The organism is Marinobacterium maritimum (assembly GCF_039523155.1).
GTDB classification, from domain to species: Bacteria; Pseudomonadota; Gammaproteobacteria; order Pseudomonadales; family Balneatricaceae; genus Marinobacterium; species Marinobacterium maritimum.
The window spans coordinates 931,983-947,666 of the sequence record NZ_BAAAET010000001.1; the positions used below are offsets into that span (position 1 = coordinate 931,983).

17 protein-coding genes are annotated in these 15,684 nt (G+C 55.6%); 10 read left to right on the plus strand and 7 right to left on the minus strand.

Features of this window, described 5'->3' with window-relative positions; genetic code table 11:
- Nucleotides 1-60 precede the first annotated feature (60 nt).
- The 8 genes from ABD013_RS04185 (at nt 61) to ABD013_RS04220 (ending at nt 6,153) form a co-directional block, all read left to right on the plus strand.
- Nucleotides 61-243 carry a tRNA (uracil-5-)-methyltransferase gene (locus ABD013_RS04185; RefSeq protein ID WP_343802726.1) on the plus strand — a complete coding sequence of 61 codons (183 nt, stop codon included), beginning with the start codon at nt 61-63 and terminating at the stop codon, nt 241-243.
- Between the two features lie 140 nt (nt 244-383).
- A complete protein-coding gene (locus ABD013_RS04190; protein WP_343802729.1) occupies nt 384-1,916 on the plus strand; it encodes a diguanylate cyclase domain-containing protein in 1,533 nt (510 codons plus the stop codon).
- 139 nt (nt 1,917-2,055) lie between these two features.
- Nucleotides 2,056-2,883 (plus strand): CvfB family protein, encoded by an 828-nt coding sequence (locus tag ABD013_RS04195; protein ID WP_343802732.1) that lies wholly within the window; start codon nt 2,056-2,058, stop codon nt 2,881-2,883.
- 84 nt (nt 2,884-2,967) lie between these two features.
- Entirely contained in the window at nt 2,968-3,237 is a 270-nt protein-coding gene (locus ABD013_RS04200) for a PepSY domain-containing protein (protein WP_343802734.1), read from the plus strand.
- Nucleotides 3,238-3,247: 10 nt separating this feature from the next.
- Nucleotides 3,248-3,781, plus strand: a complete 534-nt coding sequence (locus tag ABD013_RS04205) for a cytochrome b/b6 domain-containing protein (RefSeq protein ID WP_343802737.1) — start codon at nt 3,248-3,250, stop codon at nt 3,779-3,781.
- A gap of 53 nt (nt 3,782-3,834) precedes the next feature.
- Nucleotides 3,835-4,134 (plus strand): PepSY domain-containing protein, encoded by a 300-nt coding sequence (locus tag ABD013_RS04210; protein WP_343802740.1) that lies wholly within the window; start codon nt 3,835-3,837, stop codon nt 4,132-4,134.
- A gap of 2 nt (nt 4,135-4,136) precedes the next feature.
- Nucleotides 4,137-4,814, plus strand: a complete 678-nt coding sequence (locus tag ABD013_RS04215; protein WP_343802743.1) for a response regulator transcription factor — start codon at nt 4,137-4,139, stop codon at nt 4,812-4,814.
- 1 nt (nt 4,815) lies between these two features.
- A complete protein-coding gene (locus ABD013_RS04220) occupies nt 4,816-6,153 on the plus strand; it encodes a sensor histidine kinase (RefSeq protein ID WP_343802746.1) in 1,338 nt (445 codons plus the stop codon).
- Between the two features lie 30 nt (nt 6,154-6,183).
- Here the strand turns inward: ABD013_RS04220 and ABD013_RS04225 are convergent, their stop codons facing one another.
- Together ABD013_RS04225 and ABD013_RS04230 are read right to left on the minus strand one after the other, a co-directional pair.
- Nucleotides 6,184-7,242 (minus strand): NAD(P)H-dependent flavin oxidoreductase, encoded by a 1,059-nt coding sequence (locus ABD013_RS04225; RefSeq protein ID WP_343802749.1) that lies wholly within the window; start codon nt 7,240-7,242, stop codon nt 6,184-6,186.
- A gap of 15 nt (nt 7,243-7,257) precedes the next feature.
- The gene (locus ABD013_RS04230; RefSeq protein WP_343802752.1) at nt 7,258-7,668 is read right to left on the minus strand and encodes a YbfB/YjiJ family MFS transporter; all 411 of its coding nucleotides are present in this window, start codon (nt 7,666-7,668) and stop codon (nt 7,258-7,260) included.
- Nucleotides 7,669-7,739: 71 nt separating this feature from the next.
- Here ABD013_RS04230 and ABD013_RS04235 point away from each other — a divergent pair, with 71 nt between their 5' ends.
- Nucleotides 7,740-8,609, plus strand: a complete 870-nt coding sequence (locus ABD013_RS04235; RefSeq protein WP_343802756.1) for a LysR family transcriptional regulator — start codon at nt 7,740-7,742, stop codon at nt 8,607-8,609.
- A 28-nt stretch (nt 8,610-8,637) separates the two neighbouring features.
- Here ABD013_RS04235 and ABD013_RS04240 read toward each other — a convergent pair whose 3' ends face one another.
- The 5 genes from ABD013_RS04240 to ABD013_RS04260 all read right to left on the minus strand — a co-directional run bounded on the left by ABD013_RS04240 (nt 8,638) and on the right by ABD013_RS04260 (nt 12,401).
- Complete coding sequence (locus ABD013_RS04240) at nt 8,638-9,117, minus strand: tetratricopeptide repeat protein (RefSeq protein WP_343802759.1); 480 nt, start codon at nt 9,115-9,117, stop codon at nt 8,638-8,640.
- A gap of 366 nt (nt 9,118-9,483) precedes the next feature.
- Nucleotides 9,484-9,948, minus strand: coding sequence for an aminoacyl-tRNA deacylase (locus tag ABD013_RS04245; RefSeq protein WP_343802762.1), 465 nt, complete (start codon nt 9,946-9,948; stop codon nt 9,484-9,486).
- A 215-nt stretch (nt 9,949-10,163) separates the two neighbouring features.
- A complete protein-coding gene (locus ABD013_RS04250) occupies nt 10,164-10,646 on the minus strand; it encodes a hypothetical protein (protein ID WP_343802765.1) in 483 nt (160 codons plus the stop codon).
- 256 nt (nt 10,647-10,902) lie between these two features.
- Entirely contained in the window at nt 10,903-11,322 is a 420-nt protein-coding gene (locus ABD013_RS04255) for a DUF4399 domain-containing protein (protein WP_343802768.1), read from the minus strand.
- A gap of 140 nt (nt 11,323-11,462) precedes the next feature.
- Nucleotides 11,463-12,401, minus strand: coding sequence for a LysR family transcriptional regulator (locus ABD013_RS04260; protein ID WP_343802770.1), 939 nt, complete (start codon nt 12,399-12,401; stop codon nt 11,463-11,465).
- Nucleotides 12,402-12,561: 160 nt separating this feature from the next.
- On the opposite strand from ABD013_RS04260, the gene ydiJ reads away from it, so the two are divergent.
- Nucleotides 12,562-15,612, plus strand: a complete 3,051-nt coding sequence (gene ydiJ / locus ABD013_RS04265) for a D-2-hydroxyglutarate dehydrogenase YdiJ (RefSeq protein ID WP_343802773.1) — start codon at nt 12,562-12,564, stop codon at nt 15,610-15,612.
- The last annotated feature ends 72 nt before the right edge of the window (nt 15,613-15,684 follow it).

Consider the following 15,684-nt stretch of genomic DNA (forward strand, 5'->3'; position numbering starts at 1 on the left):
TCGACAACGCTGACATCATTGCCGATGATATTGGTCAGTGAAATGATGAGCGATTGAATCATGACTGATCTTAAGATTGTCGATTTCCGCGAAGCGGGTGACAAGCACCGGCATCGCAGGCAGCATGAGCAGAAGGAAGGCCGAGTAGATGCCCTGCGTGAGCGATTCGCAGCGGCCCTGCCAAGCAAACCCACCCCAGTGAAGGACTACTTCAAGAAAAAGCGGGCCAAGAAAAAAGGTTGAGGTAGCTGTTTACCAGCTTTAGCGCTCTGGCTTGGGGCCACCAGCGGGCTGAAAAGTGTTTGAGCTACTTCTGAAGCTTGTCTAGTATGCTAAGAGCGTTCAGGCCTGAACGCTTCCTTATTAAGCACTATGGTTTTGTTATGGATAACATCTATGGCGATGGAGTATCGCACGAGCTGCTTGGTAATGCCGCCTCAATCAAGCAGTTGCTCGAAAGCCTGGCACAGAGCGAGCGTGAACTGAAAAATCAGGTCACGTTGTTCTCCGCCTTTCTTGATGCCTTGCCCAACCCGATCTTCGTCAAGGACAACAACGCCGTCTTCATTGCGTGCAATGCTGCCTATGAAAAGGCTTTTGGAATTGCCCGCGAGGAGTTTGTTGGCAAAACGGTGATGGATCTCGATTATCTGCCGGAATTGTCTCGCCATACTTTTCAGAAGGCCGATCTGGAACTGTTGCGCGAGCGGGGTGAAACCCGAGAAGAAATTGAACTGGCCTTCGGGGATGGGTGTGTCCGGACCGTGTTATATCAGCGCAAAACCTTCGAGCTGGGAGATGGTCAGGGCGGCATGCTGGGTCTCATCGTCGATATTTCCCAACGCAAACGTGCCGAAAAGCTGGAAAGCTTCCGTAGCAGCATACTGGAGATGCTGGCCGGCGGCGAGGAGTTGCGCCCGATCTTAATGGCGATAGTGCAGGGTGTTGAAACCCTGTGCCCAGACATGATGTGCAGTATCCTGCTGGCAGATGATGAGGGCCAGTACCTTGGGAACCGTGTGGCGACCAGCCTGCCAGAATCGTACACGCGTGCATTGGGCAGGGTCGCCATTGGGCACAACAGCCGGCCCTGCGGTATCGCAGCCTGTACTGGTCAGCGAGTCATCGTTGAAAATATTGCATCTCACCCGAATTGGGCAGGTGCCTGCTCGGTTGCAATCGGGGCAGGGCTGGTTTCCTGCTGGTCACAGCCAATCAAGGCCGGTTCCGGTGACATCCTGGGCACCTTTGCGATCTACCATCGCCGCTCGGCGATACCCATTGACACCGAGATCGAGCTGATAGAGCACACAGCCCGTTTGGCAAGCATTGCGATTGAAAAAACACGTGCGGAGCATACCATTCGAGAGCTGGCCTATTATGACGCACTGACAGCCCTGCCAAACCGCAGGATGCTGAACGAGCACCTGCTTGAGACATTGGCGGCTGGTCAGAATACGGGTGAGTATGGCGCCTTGATGTTGCTGGATCTGGACAACTTTAAACCCCTCAATGACCAATATGGGCATATGGTTGGTGACCAGCTGCTGGTCGAGGTTGCCAGGCGCCTCAGTCGAAGTGTTCGCCATACGGACCTGGTTGCCCGTCTGGGAGGAGATGAATTTGTCGTGGTTCTGGATTCCCTGGGGGGCTGTGCTGAGGCAGCAGAACTCGTGACACTGGAGATCGCTGAGGCCGTTCGCAAGTCAGTAGTGGAACCTTTTCGGCTGGTTGTCGATTCAGATCAGGGGGAGCTTGAGTGGGTCAGTCATACATGCTCGGCAAGTATTGGTGTGACGCTGTTTTCGGGGGTACAAGAGTGTAAAAGTGAAGTGCTCCGGCAGGCCGATCAGGCGATGTACCAGGCCAAGAAGTCTGGCCGCAACAGCATATGCCTGTTCGAATCAGTTGAATAGCGGCTATTACCTCAATCCGGCGGCAATGGCTGAAAACTCGGGTATACTGTGCAAGGCACTCACAAGAGTGCCTTTTTTATTGTCGCCGCGTCTGCACAGGACGTTTCGGCGAGTCTGCAGATGCAATCAGGGGTGGTACATGGCCGAAACGGGGCAGTTCAATAAGCTGAAAGTCATTCGCGAAGTGGAGTTCGGCGTTTATCTGGATGGCGGTGATGCTGGGGGGATTTTATTACCCAAGTCCGAGGTCCCTGAAGATACCCGTCTCGGTGATCGCCTGTCGGTATTTGTCTACCTGGACTCCAACGATGAACCGATCGCGACCATGCGACGCCCGCGTGCCCAAGTGGGACAGTTCGCCAACCTGAAAGTGGTTGAGGTCAACAAAATCGGTGCCTTTCTTGATTGGGGGCTGCCCAAAGACCTGTTCCTGCCGTTCAACGAGCAGGTTAAACCACTGCAGGCAGGTGATTACGTCACCGTATTCCTGTACCTGGACAACACCAACCGTATCGCGGCTACTGCCAAACTGGAAAAGCATCTCGAAAGTGGTGAGGACTACAAGCAGGCTCAACTGGTAGAGCTACTGGTTGTCCGTCCGACCGACATCGGCTATCAGGTGATCATCGATAACCGTGCCATGGGGCTGTTGCACCGGCAGGATATTCACCGCCCGGTACGTCCGGGACAGCGTCTGTCCGGATTTATCAAGCTGATGCGTGAAGATGGCAAGATCGATGTCATGCTGGAGAAGCCTGGTTATGGGCGCGTGGACCCGCTGGCACAGCAGGTGCTCAAGTACCTTGAAACACGAAATGGCCACTGTCCTCTGGGTGACAAGAGTGATCCCGATGCTATCCGCGAGACCTTTGGTGTCAGCAAAAAGGCATACAAAATGGCCCTCGGTCAGTTGTTGAAGGCTGGTCGAATTCGTCAGGATGAAACGGGTATCCACCTGAACGACTGATGCCGTCCTGGTTCGGTCCTTTAAGTTTCATTTAAGTCCTTCCCTCTACACTGGCTCCTGTCAACCAACACAGGAGTCAGATCTATGAAATCACTGCTTGCAACTCTGCTGATCTCAACCGCCGTCGTTTCCGCACCGGCCATGGCCGGTGACAAGTGCAATGTACCCAAGAACGAGTGGCAGAGCGAACAGGCCTTCCGCGATGCCGTCCAGGCCAAGGGCTGGGAGGTCAAGAAGTTCAAGGTCGATGATGGTTGCTATGAAATCTATGGCTATGACGAAAAGCAACGTCGGGTTGAAGCCTATTTCAATCCGAAAACGTTCGAGATCGTTAAGATGGAAGTAGAGGACTAAGGGGGCTGAGATGGTCACTGTGAAAGTGTGGGACCCGTTTGTACGGCTATTTCACTGGGCGCTGGTAGTCTGCTTCACAGTGGCCTGGCTGAGCGCGGATGAGTGGCAGGACTTACATGAACTGGCCGGTTATACGGTGGCGGCCTTAGTCGTCTTTCGCGTTATCTGGGGGCTTTTTGGTACCCGCTATGCACGTTTCAGCCAATTTGTACGTTCGCCGGAGAAAGTAATAAGTTACCTTAAGGCGATTGGCAACGGACAGGAAGTACGTCATATCGGCCATAATCCGGCCGGTGGGATGATGGTGCTGATGCTCCTGGGGTCGCTGGCACTGCTGACATTAAGTGGATGGCTGGGAACTGATCTCTTCTGGGGTGAGGACTGGATAGAGGAAGTTCACGAGCTGATGGGTAACCTGTTGCTGCTACTGGTGGCGCTGCACCTGGGTGGGGTCGTGCTTGCCAGTCTGAGGCACCGGGAAAGCCTGGTGAAATCAATGGTGACCGGTCGAAAGCGTGCGCCGAGTGGTTCGGACCAGGACTGACATTGTCTTTTTGAATAATGGCTGAGGAGGATTCTATGGTTTGGTTAAGGTACATGCTCGCATGGCCCGTCCTGATGATGGGTGCCTTGGCCTCTTCAGCCGCATTTGCCAGCCGACACCTGGACCAGGATGAAGTGCTCAAGCGGGTTCATGCCGGCGAGATTAGGCCCCTGTCCGAGTTGATGGCGCTTAACCCCAAGCGGTTCAAGGGGCAGCTGCTCGATGTGGAGGTCGAATATGAGGATGGCGTTCTGATCTATGAGATTGAAATACTGGACCCCGATGGGGTGGTCCGGGAGTTCAAACTGGATCCGATGACCGGTGTGGTGCTAAAGGAAGAGATTGAGGACTGAGCATGAGGCTATTGCTGGTTGAGGATGATGTTGAACTGGTCGAGCGTCTCAAATCATCACTGAAAAAGGCGGGTTATGCCGTCGAAGCGGCTTTTGATGGTGTTGATGGCGAGTTCATGGGGCTTGAGGAGACATTTGATGCCGCTATTCTGGACCTTGGCCTTCCCAAAAAGCCTGGCATGGAGGTGCTCAAGCACTGGCGCCAGGCCGGGCGTGATATGCCGGTGCTGATTCTGACCGCGCGTGATGCCTGGCATGAACGAGTGGATGGACTCAAGGCCGGCGCCGACGACTATCTCGGCAAGCCGTTCCATGTGGAAGAGCTTGTGGCACGGTTGGAAGCGCTGGTAAGACGCAATCATGGCCATGCCAGCAGCCAGCTCGAGATTGCGGGCATGCAACTGGATATGAACCTTCAAACCGTTGCTGATGCACAAGGTCAGCTTCATCAGCTGACTGGCACCGAATTCCGTCTGCTCCGATACATGATGCTAAACGCGGATTGCATCCTGTCAAAGACCGAACTGAGTGAGCATGTCTACGAGGAAGAGCACCTGCGCGACAGCAACGTGATCGAAGTTTATATCAACCGGTTGCGACAGCGGCTGGGCAAGGACGTCATCCTGACCCGGCGTGGTCAGGGCTACTGTCTGCCGTCGTCAACGGCTTCGGCGTCCTGATATGAAGCGGAAACCCGGTTCGCTGGAATGGCGCATACGCCGGCAGCTCTTGTTGGGACTCATGGTCGTCTTGCTACTGTTGCTGGCAGTAGTTCATATCAGTGTGACCCGGCTTACCCAAAGTTTTGTGGTGAGTCGGCTTGATGATGAGGCCGAAAATCTGATCGCGGCGCTGGAGCGAACGGCAGAAGGGGCCTGGCGACTGAATACCGAGGGGCTGGGGCAAGCCTATCGGCGCGTTCACTCCGGTCATTACTATATGTTGGTCTCTGAGGCAGGAATTTACCGTTCTCGATCTCTGTGGGATGTGGAGCCCAGGATAACGCCTCAGCAACCCGGAGAGCTGACTGTCAGCCTGCTGGCGCCGGTTGCTGATCAGCACTGGCTGGTGGTGGAGCAGGGGTTCGTCAAACAGGGACAGGAGTTCACCCTCTGGCTGGCAGAAGATATTGCTCAGCTGCGGCATGATCAGCGGCACTTTGAGCTGACTCTGCTGCTGTTACTGGGGCTGAGTGTGCCGGTGTTGCTGTTGCTGCAGCGGCGGGTGTTGCATCGGGGTTTTGCACGACTGGAACCTCTGCGTCGGGCGCTGGCTCAGCAGCAGGCGGGCGAGGCGGTGGAATTTCCATGCGATGTACCTGATGAAGTCGCCCCCCTGGTGGCCAGTATCACGCAGCTGTTGCATCAGTCGGGGCAGCAGATCAGTCGTTCACGCATGGCACTGGGAAATCTGGCGCATGAGCTGAAACGTCCGTTGCAACAATTACAGTGGATGGCCGAGCAGCATCCGGACCGGGAGCAGGGTGAGCAACTGATGCAATTGTACAGAGAGTTGCTCCAACGCGTTGAACGGGAACTAAGACGAGCACGTATTGCGGGTGCTCCAGGCCCCGGGCGGCGGTTTGTACCGCGGGAGGAAGTTCCACACCTTATACAGCTGCTGGCACGTATTGGGCGCAATGATCTTGCTTTTAATGCTGACCTGCCGAATGACGCCATCCCTTTTGATCGTGATGACATGCTTGAGCTGCTGGGCAACCTGCTGGATAACGCCTGGCGCCATGCGAAATCGCGCGTGCAGTTGAGCATCGTGGCGCCAGCGCTGGATGACGGTAATTGGTGTCTGAGTGTTGCAGATGATGGCAGGGGCGTAGCGGATGAAAACCTGCAGCGCCTGGCGGCACGCGGCGTGCGTATTGATGAGACCAGTGGTGAAGGCAGCGGTTTGGGCCTGTCGATCTGCAGGTCCATCGCTGAAAGCTACAATGGTCGGCTTGAATTCGATCATGCCGAAGCCGGAGGGCTTTGTGTACGTGTGCTCCTGAAGGCTCCCGGCTAGTGCCGGGAGCTATGCAACACATGCCGGGGGTTATTTCTCGGAGGTAGTGGGGCGTCCCGAGACCAGGTGACGCGTTAAATCGGCTGCCGGACATATCCGGCAGCCACTGATATTCTGTCCTGCCCAGAGTGGTGTAAAGTCGCCACTGCCCATGTTTTCTGACTTGCTGCGTAATGGCGCCGATGCGGCCGTCGCGAGTGGAAAAGGTGGTGCGAACGGACTGATCGGACCCAGTTCACGAATCATGCGGTTTACAATGCCACGTGCTGGACGGCCACTGAATACATTGGTTAGCACGGTATGGTGTGCTGCTTCACTCTGTAAGGCGGCGCGGTGGATCGATGAGGTGTTGGCTTCGTGGCACAGCAGATAGGCAGTGCCGACTTGTACGCCAGCTGCGCCTAATACCAGTGCCGCCTGGACGCCCGTCGCATCGGCGATGCCCCCAGCGGCAATGACCGGCACCTTAACCGCCGCAACAACCTGCGGCAGCAGGGCAAAAGTGCCAATTTGGCGAGTGATATCCTCGCTTAAAAACATTCCGCGATGACCGCCAGCCTCAACCCCCTGGGCAATAATGGCATCCACACCCTGTTGTTCGAGCCAGCAGGCTTCCTCGGTCGTGGTGGCTGAAGAAATCACCCTGGCACCGGCATCCCTCACTTGTTGCAGCAAATGGGCGTCAGGCAGGCCAAAGTGAAAACTGACAACGTCCGGCTTCAACTCAGTCACGATGTCAGCCATGGCCTGATTGAATGGCTGGCGCCCGGGGGCGGCTGAGCTTGGCGGTGGCTCAACCCCCAACTCCTCATAATAGGGCAGGAAGCGTTCGAGCCAGGTTTGTTGTTTGGCAGGGTCGGCAATGTGTTGTTGATGGCTGAAGAAATTGAGATTCAAAGGGTTTGAGGTCTGCTCGCGAAAATTGCGTACGGCTTGGCGCAGATCATCCGGGGATAGCATGGCGCAGGGAATGGACCCCAGCCCTCCAGCTTCGGACACGGCCGCAGCCAGCTCCCAGCCCTGTACCCCGGCCATGGGGGCCTGGATGACCGGGTGTTGTATGTTGAAGAGGGTAGTCAGTGAAGACATAAAACTCCGTCCTAATCAGGTTGACGCGCTGGGCTGCTGACACAGCCAGTGGGATGAAACGATGAGCAAGAGCGCTGCCATGCTACAGCTGAACGGCAGCATGGCACCGATCAGGGCCAGGGTCGTCGTGTCCACCCAGCCCAGTGCGAGTGTCATCAGGGCTGTACCCAAAAGTCCGTACGTTAGACCTTTCACTGTGTGTCGGTGCAGTCTTGCAGCTGTAAGTGCGCCGAGCAGATAACCCAGATAGTTCGCGCTTGCCCAATAGTGTGCTGCGTCGCCCTCAATAGTGCCACCTCTGAGCATTAGCGGCAGTAATGGGGTAAATGCAAAGCGGCCGATTCCCATGGCAACGGCCAGTGCCAGTATGCCGGTGGTAATGATGACGGAAGTAGACAGGCTGTGCGTCTTGATGTCTGTGTGCATGTTCATGCTCGCCATTAGACAGGAGCTGCATATAATTAAAAATTGAATAATCGATTTTTAAGGTTCACTAAATGAGAACAATAACGCTTGAAGACCTTCAGATTTTTCAAGCCGTGGTGCGCGAAGGAGGCATACACCGAGCTGCAGAAGTACTGAACCGGGTACCGTCCAACATCACAACACGGATCAAACGCTTCGAAGATCGTCTGGGTCGTGCACTGTTCAGGCGCCAGGGACGGAATCTGGTGCTGACTGAGGCCGGGCAGCGGCTGCTGGGGCATGCCGATAAAATGTTGCGATTGGCGGATGAGGTGGTACAGGAGATAACAGGCATTGGGGTTGCTGGGGCCTTGCGCCTGGGCTCGCTTGAAAGTGCAGCGGCTGTTCGTTTGCCCGCCGTCCTGTCCCGCTTTCATAGGCACTATCCAGACGTCTCTGTGGACCTGAAGACAGGAAGTACCGGCGCACTGCTGGCAATGCTGAGGGACCACGAAATAGAAGCGGCACTGGTGTCCGAACCCTTTGATGCGGCACAGATGAATACCTTGCCGTTGTTTCAGGAAGAGCTGGTGCTGATTACTGCGCTTGGACATCCGCCAGTCAGTTCACCTGCGGAGTTGGAAATTGGAGCCGTTGCTGCCTTTCCTCATGGCTGTTCCTATCGGCGCTGTCTACTCGAGTGGTTGGCCTCAGGAGGTGTATCCCCCAGGCGAATCATGGAACTGGGCTCCTATCACGCCATTGTGGCTTCTGTTTCTGCCGGCGCTGCCGTGGGTATAGTGCCGGCATCAGTACTTTCGACCGCGGTACAAGGAACGCATGTGCAGCAGCACAGGCTGCCACAGGGCCTGACACAAAACTGTACTCATCTTGTGTGGCAAGGGCAGCCCAGCCTGGCGTTGCAGAGCCTCATCGACCTTTTGGAGGAAATGAGGCCCTGAACGCATGAAGCACACGAGTGTGTGTGAGTCACTGTTCGTTGAGCTTGCTGAGATATTGTTGGGCGTCCACACTACCCTCGTCAGCGGCCTGACGCAGCCACTTGAGGCCTGCAGCCGGGTCTTTCGGTGTACCTGTTCCTTCATACAGAGCTCTGCCGTAGTGGTAACGTGCCAGTACCGAATAGCCGGCTTCGTCATTGAGTTCAGCACCTTTCTTCATCAATGCCGTGGCATAGGCCAGGTCTTGAGGTACACCTATCCCGGACTCGTAGATCTGCGCCAGCCAGATCATGGAATAGACATCGCTCCAGCGTTCAATGCAGTCCTCAAAGATACGAATGGCGGCTTCATGGTTGCCGGTTTTGTCGGCGGCATAGCCATAAAGGCACTTGATACGCTTGTCGGATTCGATATAGGCCTCATAACTGAGGTCACTGGTTGCTTCATCGGCGAAAGCAAATAAGGGAAGCAGAAGTCCAATAGTGGCTATTGTAGTTTTGTGTAACATGTCAGATTCCTTCTGATAATGTTTGCGGGCGGGTAAATGTTGTTGAGCAATCAAGCGGCAAGCGCCGGTACCGCTCTCCGTTGCATGGCAGCTTTCCAGACGAAACAGCCTTGGGCTGACATGACAGACGTTGTGTCCAGGCAAAGGCGAGTCCACCATGCTTGAGCAGTTTTAGGCTTCGTTTCCAGATGCATCAAGATGCAGCTTGATAAAGGGGCCCAAAGTAGGGTTTGGGGGGTAGACCAAAGCGTTGGAATTTATGGGGGGATCTTTGTTGCTGTGGGTTGAGTCCAGCGATGAAATACTGTGCCTCGAAACAGAAAACGGCGCCATCAGGCGCCGTTTTGAATCATCCGATGTAGTCAGTCAGTGACTGATGGCCCCGTGAGGATACGAGTGCATGAGTTGCTCGAACGAGGCCTTGTCCAGGCGTAACAGGTCCATATGGTCGCCACATTCAAAATAGCAGTCTTCTTCCTGTGCCAGGGCATCATCCCAGATAACCGGCATGTTGTAGGCCTGTCCCAAAGAGGGGACAGCGCCCTGTTTGCAGTCGCGGAAGAGCAGATTGACATCCTGTTGTGAGGCGGGTTCCAGCAGGCGGTTCATTCTGCGATTGATGGCGTCAAGGTCTGCCATGCGATCTGACGGCACCATGGCCATCACGAAACCTTCTTCATCCCTGAGTACCACGCCCTTGGCGACTTTACGAGCGGGCAGCTGAGCGGCAATGGCCGAACTCATCATGGTTTCCGCGTAGGTATGATGCAACATGCGATAGGGCACATGCTGGCGGTCCAGGAACATCTGCACAGTGGGTGCAAGGGACATAACGCTAGCCTCCCCCGAAATATCGGATTCGGATTGCTGCAGGTCTTCTGCACTCTTCAGCATAGACTATCAATGGCAAGAGTACTGAAAGGGTAAGCGGGCTGACTTCTGGCCCTTGTTGCCTTTCGTGCGGGAAACAGGCTCAGCTGGTTCTTCTCGCTATCAAAGCTGCATCGCAGACTTGAAGCGATGCAGCTTTGGCCTTGTTACTGCGGTCAGAAAAGATTTAGCAGACGGGTGCGGAAATCGCTGGCAGAACGGGTCATGTACCAGCCATTATCGATACTGAGTGTAGTACCTTCTAACGAAAAGACTGACTTGTAGTCATCGTATTTCGGTTTGGGTTGCACCTGAATGATGCTGATTTCTGCGATGGCGCCCTTGTAGTCCGTATCATCTGCACAAATTTTGCCCAGTGCTTCCATGGTCGAAACGGTACGATCACCAAGCTGGGTATAGACCCACTCAAGTCGCATCCCTTTCGACTTGATAATTTCACTGTTTTGCTCTGCCATGGCGTCGACTGCATTCCAGTCGATCTTCACTTCTAGCTGACCATTGCCGCAGGCTGTCTGCATTTGGGTGGCAGCAGCGGCGACTTTCTCATCGGCTGCGCGCAGCGCTTTCTTTTCCTTGACGCCTGCGTGGGCGTTGGCTGCAAAGGTGGCAAGGCAAATCAGGGCGAGCGTTCTTTTCATGTGTCCTCCATGAGATACGAGATAGAGGTTCGAATCCTGAACCTGTAAACAGGCCTTCACTGATTGTGAAAGCGCGGGCCGATGGTTGCATAACTGTGGTGCTTTTACAATTTGGTCACTATCACGGGGCTTTTACGAGATGAGTCGTCAATATATGGGGAGGGGCAGTAATGGCCTTATCGGGTTAGTGTGGCCAAGGCGGAACACATGGCCGATGACATTGACGGGCCAGCAGGCCCGTCAGGTATATGACTGTCTATTCGACGGTTACGGTAATCACCTCCGACATCACCGGCGGGTTGTGCGGCGCATGCCCCATGTCCCCCAGAATCAACTGCAATGTGTGCTGCCCGGGTGGAAGGGTGAGCATGGTTTCGGTTTGGCCGCCGCCAAAGTGCATTACCTCTTTGCCCATTGCCTTGCCTGACATGGGCATCTGCTGGCCATCGACCATCAGGTGGTGGTGGCCGGTGTTGGCTTTATCGATCCCGGCTGGCGCTACCCCCATGCCGCTGAGACCAAACTGGACCTTGAACGTCTGTGGAACGGTTGTGCCATTCTCTGGTGAAATAATGTAGACCTGTGCATCGGCAGGCGCTGACGTAGCCATTTCATCAGCCAGCGCGCCTTGACTTAGCAGGGCCGCAAGGCCCAGTGCTAGAACTGTCTTGTACATTGGTATTCCCCTTTGATTGGCGGACCCGGCCGCGTTCTGTCGAGATTGGCGGACCGACGTGCTCCGCACACGCATCAGCATAGACCAATTATATTTTGCACGAGGCCGGATATGACGGCTGCAGCCCGGTCGCAAAACACCTATTCGGTTGTGTGTACCCATTCAGGCAGTGCGATGTGTTCAAGGTGCTGGCGCAGGGTATCAAGCAGAGCGGCTGCAGCAGGGCTGAGCGCACGCCCCTTGCGGGTTATAATGCAGATTTCGCGCTCAATGACTGGCTGGTCAAGAGGAATGAAGGCAAGCCCGGCGAAGGAGTGCACGTCCGCTGCCAGGGCCGGTAACAGGGTTATCCCGAGTCCCTGGCTGATCAGAGCGGCCATGCCGGCCGGGTTGGACACTTCGATCTGGACCCGATCAAGTTTAAGTGGAATCTGTCCGCTCTGACTGAAACGGGTCAGCTGAGCGCGAATACCGGTATCCTCGGACAGCAGCAGGAGGTTGTCATCAGGCACTTGCTGCCATTGCAGTGATCGAAGAGTCGCCAGAGGGTGATCACAGGGAACCACCAGGCCGTAGCGATCACGAATCAGGGGGGCATAGTCCAGATCGGTTTGCTGAGAGTGGTTGCCTGCGATGGCAAAATCGACTTCGTTGCTCAACACTCTCTGTTCAAGGTTCCCGGCACTTTCGTCACGAATGTTCACCTTTATCGACGGGTACTGGCGGCTGAATTGCGACAGGGCGCTGGGCAGCAAACGTGTCACCACAGATGGCGAGCCCGCTACGCTGACATGGCCCTGTTGTAGCTGGGCGCGGGCACGCAAGTCGGTCAGCGCGGCATTGAAGTCAGAGAAGAGACGCTCGGCGACCGGCAGAAAACGCTCACCCTCGGCACTGAGCACTACGCTGCGCGTGGTGCGATCAAACAGCGTCAAGCCTGCATCCTGTTCAAGCTGCTTGATAGTGGCGGTCAACGCTGATTGGGTCAGGTGCAGGTGTCCGGCTGCGCGGGTAAAGCTGCCGCAACGGGACACCTCTATAAAGGCGTGAAGGTGACGGATGCCGATGGGGCTGCTCATATTGATCAGTGATATTTGTTAATTGATAGAATTTAATCGTTTGAATGATAAATGATGATTCTGCATTATTAGCCACCATCGAACAATGGCTGTAACTGCCGGCTGACAGACTGATCAGCAGCCAAGCCAGAGCGCACAGAATAAAGCCCCGGAGAGCACCATGATCCCACGCATTGACAAGATTGATGATACCCAAAGCCTGTATTTGGACTTTATCGAAACCCTGCAGCAACAGGGTTTCAAGGGTGATCTGAGTCCGGACTACGCCAACCGTGTGGTATTGGCAACCGATAACAGTATCTATCAGGTGCTGCCGCAGGGAGTGCTCTATCCCAAGAACACTGACGATCTGGTCATGATTGCCACCCTGTCCGATGACCCGCGTTTCAAGGATGTGGTCCTGAGCGCCCGAGGTGGTGGTACCGGAACCAACGGCCAGTCCCTGACCGATGGCCTGATCGTCGACGTCTCCAAGCACATGAACCGTATTCTGGAGATTAACCCGGACGAGCGCTGGGTGCGCGTACAGGGCGGGGTGGTCAAGGATCAGCTCAACGCCGCACTCAAACCCTATGGTTTGTTCTTCGCGCCGGAACTGTCCACCAGTAACCGTGCTACGGTCGGCGGCATGATCAACACCGATGCCAGTGGTCAGGGTTCCGTGCTGTATGGCAAGACCCGTGATCATGTTCTGGGGCTTACCAGTGTTTGGCTGGATGGCACTGTATGGGAGTCCGGCCCGATCGATGACGCTGAGCTCAGCAGCATCAAGCAGCGGAAAGATCGTGTGGGTGAAGCCCACCGCCTGCTGGACGAGATTCAGCAGACCAAACAGGCCGAGATCGACGCCTGTTTTCCGACTTTGAACCGCTGTCTGACCGGTTACGACCTTGCTCATATTCGTGACGAGTCCGGCCGATTCAACCTGAACTCGGTCCTCTGTGGTGCCGAAGGCTCACTGGCCTTCATTGCTGAAGCCAGGCTCAATGTGTTGCCTATTCCGAAATATGCGGCATTGGTGAACATCAAGTATGACAGCTTTGAAACGTCGCTGCGCGATGCCAAGGCATTGATGGAGTGGCAGCCCACATCCATCGAGACCATCGACTCCAAGGTACTGAACCTGGCGATGGGCGATATCGTCTGGGATACGGTGCGTGACTACTTCCCGGAAAAAGAAGGTGATCCCGCGATTCAGGGCATCAACCTGGTGGAGTACACCGGTGATGATGAAGCTGCGCTGCGTGCCAAGGTAGAGCAGCTGTGCCAACACCTGGAGAGTGTCAACGGTGAGGCGGGCAAGAGCTTTGGCTACAGCGTTGTGTACGGTGCTGCCGAAATCAACAAGGTTTGGGGCATGCGCAAGAAGGCGGTGGGCCTTTTGGGTAACGCCCAGGGGCAGAAGCGCCCGATTCCCTTCGTGGAAGACACCGCCGTGCCGCCGGAAAATCTGGCCGACTTCATCATGGCGTTCCGCAAGGTGCTGGATGACAAGGGGCTGGCCTACGGCATGTTCGGTCATGTTGATGCTGGCGTGCTGCATGTTCGCCCCGCTATCGATATGAAAGACCCGGCACAGGAAACCCTGATCCGTGAAGTCACCGACGAAGTGGTTCGCCTGACGCAGGAATACAAGGGTCTGCTCTGGGGAGAGCACGGCAAGGGCGTACGTTCAGAGTATGCGCCGGAGTTCTTCGGGCCGCTGTATCCCGTGTTGCAGCAGATCAAGGGCTGTTTCGATCCGCGTAACCAGCTCAACCCGGGCAAGATCGCCACGCCGATGATCGAGGGTGCCGAACTGCTCAAGATCGACAATGTTGCCACTCGTGGCCAGCACGATCGTCAGATCAGTGAGCCGGTTCGTGAGCAGTACGATTCAGCGATGAACTGTAACGGCAACGGTGCCTGCTACAACTACGACCCGAACGATGCCATGTGTCCGAGCTGGAAAGGCACCCGTGAGCGTGTGCACTCGCCAAAAGGGCGTTCTTCCCTGATTCGTGAATGGCTGCGGCTGATGGCCAATCGTGGTGTAGATGTGACGGCTGAGGCCGAACAGATTCGTCAGCGAGGCTTTATCCGTTCGCTGCCGGGACGAATTCGCAATACGATGGCCAAGCGCAACGGCGATTACGATTTCTCCAACGAAGTCCATGAAGCGATGATGGGCTGCCTGGCGTGCAAGTCCTGTGTCGGTCAGTGCCCGATCAAGGTGAACGTACCTGATTTCCGTGCCCGCTTCCTTGAGGTTTACTACGGTCGTTACCTGCGCCCGATGAAGGACTATCTGGTGGGCAGCCTGGAGTACATGATTCCGACGCTGTCCAAATTTCCGGCACCTTACAACTGGGCCATGCGCAACACGCTGGTACGCAGCTTCATGCGTCGCGTCGGCGGCATGGTCGACAGCCCTGTGATCTGCACCAATACCCTTGGTAAGGGGTTGGAGGCTCGCGGTATCGAATGGGCAACCCCGGAAGCCATTGAAAGCCTGACCGACGCCCAGCGTCAGCGTACCGTGGTGATCGTGCAGGATGCCTTTACCAGCTATTTCGAGACCCGTCTGGTGCTGGATCTGATCGATCTGTTGGGCAAGCTGGGCTTCTACGTACTGGTGGCGCCGTTCATGCCCAACGGTAAGCCGTTACATGTTCACGGTTTCATGAAAGCCTTCGACAAGGCGGCCAATCGAAACGCGCAGATGCTGCAGCAGCTTGCCGAGTATGAGGTGCCACTGGTTGGTATCGATCCGTCGATGACTCTGACCTACCGTCAGGAGTACAAGGATGTGATTGAAGGCGAGTTGCCGCCGGTACAGCTGATCCAGGAGTGGTTGAGTGCACAGCTCGACAATATTGAACGTCCTGCTGCATCGTCCAACGTATACCGTCTGATGGCGCACTGTACCGAGAAAACTTCGGCCGCGCCGTCCATTCGTCAGTGGCAGGCGATCTTCGAAGCGCTGGGTCAGCAGCTGGAAGTGATCTCGACCGGCTGCTGTGGCATGTCCGGTACTTTTGGCCACGAAAGCGATAATCTGCAGCGTTCGAAAGATATCTACGAGCTAAGCTGGCGTGGCATCGTTAACGAGCCGGGCAACAAGGGCAAGCTGGTGGCAACCGGCTATTCCTGCCGTTCTCAGGTGAAACGTTTCGACGCTCAGCAGTTGCCACACCCGGTGCAGGCGCTGCTGGCCGCGCTGCAGGATTGATAAGCAAAACCGGGGCGCCGATTCTACTGCATAAGTTGTAGTGCAATTGCAGCATGGATCGGCGATCATGCC

What these genes read in the sequence shown, in the direction of transcription:
- ABD013_RS04185 (WP_343802726.1), top strand. Translation starts at nt 61, where the DNA reads ATGACTGATCTTAAGATTGTCGATTTCCGCGAAGCGGGTGACAAGCAC.
- ABD013_RS04190 (WP_343802729.1), top strand. Translation starts at nt 384, where the DNA reads ATGGATAACATCTATGGCGATGGAGTATCGCACGAGCTGCTTGGTAAT.
- ABD013_RS04195 (WP_343802732.1), top strand. Translation starts at nt 2,056, where the DNA reads ATGGCCGAAACGGGGCAGTTCAATAAGCTGAAAGTCATTCGCGAAGTG.
- ABD013_RS04200 (WP_343802734.1), top strand. Translation starts at nt 2,968, where the DNA reads ATGAAATCACTGCTTGCAACTCTGCTGATCTCAACCGCCGTCGTTTCC.
- ABD013_RS04205 (WP_343802737.1), top strand. Translation starts at nt 3,248, where the DNA reads ATGGTCACTGTGAAAGTGTGGGACCCGTTTGTACGGCTATTTCACTGG.
- ABD013_RS04210 (WP_343802740.1), top strand. Translation starts at nt 3,835, where the DNA reads ATGCTCGCATGGCCCGTCCTGATGATGGGTGCCTTGGCCTCTTCAGCC.
- ABD013_RS04215 (WP_343802743.1), top strand. Translation starts at nt 4,137, where the DNA reads ATGAGGCTATTGCTGGTTGAGGATGATGTTGAACTGGTCGAGCGTCTC.
- ABD013_RS04220 (WP_343802746.1), top strand. Translation starts at nt 4,816, where the DNA reads ATGAAGCGGAAACCCGGTTCGCTGGAATGGCGCATACGCCGGCAGCTC.
- ABD013_RS04225 (WP_343802749.1), bottom strand. Translation starts at nt 7,242, where the DNA reads ATGTCTTCACTGACTACCCTCTTCAACATACAACACCCGGTCATCCAG.
- ABD013_RS04230 (WP_343802752.1), bottom strand. Translation starts at nt 7,668, where the DNA reads ATGCACACAGACATCAAGACGCACAGCCTGTCTACTTCCGTCATCATT.
- ABD013_RS04235 (WP_343802756.1), top strand. Translation starts at nt 7,740, where the DNA reads ATGAGAACAATAACGCTTGAAGACCTTCAGATTTTTCAAGCCGTGGTG.
- ABD013_RS04240 (WP_343802759.1), bottom strand. Translation starts at nt 9,117, where the DNA reads ATGTTACACAAAACTACAATAGCCACTATTGGACTTCTGCTTCCCTTA.
- ABD013_RS04245 (WP_343802762.1), bottom strand. Translation starts at nt 9,948, where the DNA reads ATGTCCCTTGCACCCACTGTGCAGATGTTCCTGGACCGCCAGCATGTG.
- ABD013_RS04250 (WP_343802765.1), bottom strand. Translation starts at nt 10,646, where the DNA reads ATGAAAAGAACGCTCGCCCTGATTTGCCTTGCCACCTTTGCAGCCAAC.
- ABD013_RS04255 (WP_343802768.1), bottom strand. Translation starts at nt 11,322, where the DNA reads ATGTACAAGACAGTTCTAGCACTGGGCCTTGCGGCCCTGCTAAGTCAA.
- ABD013_RS04260 (WP_343802770.1), bottom strand. Translation starts at nt 12,401, where the DNA reads ATGAGCAGCCCCATCGGCATCCGTCACCTTCACGCCTTTATAGAGGTG.
- ydiJ (WP_343802773.1), top strand. Translation starts at nt 12,562, where the DNA reads ATGATCCCACGCATTGACAAGATTGATGATACCCAAAGCCTGTATTTG.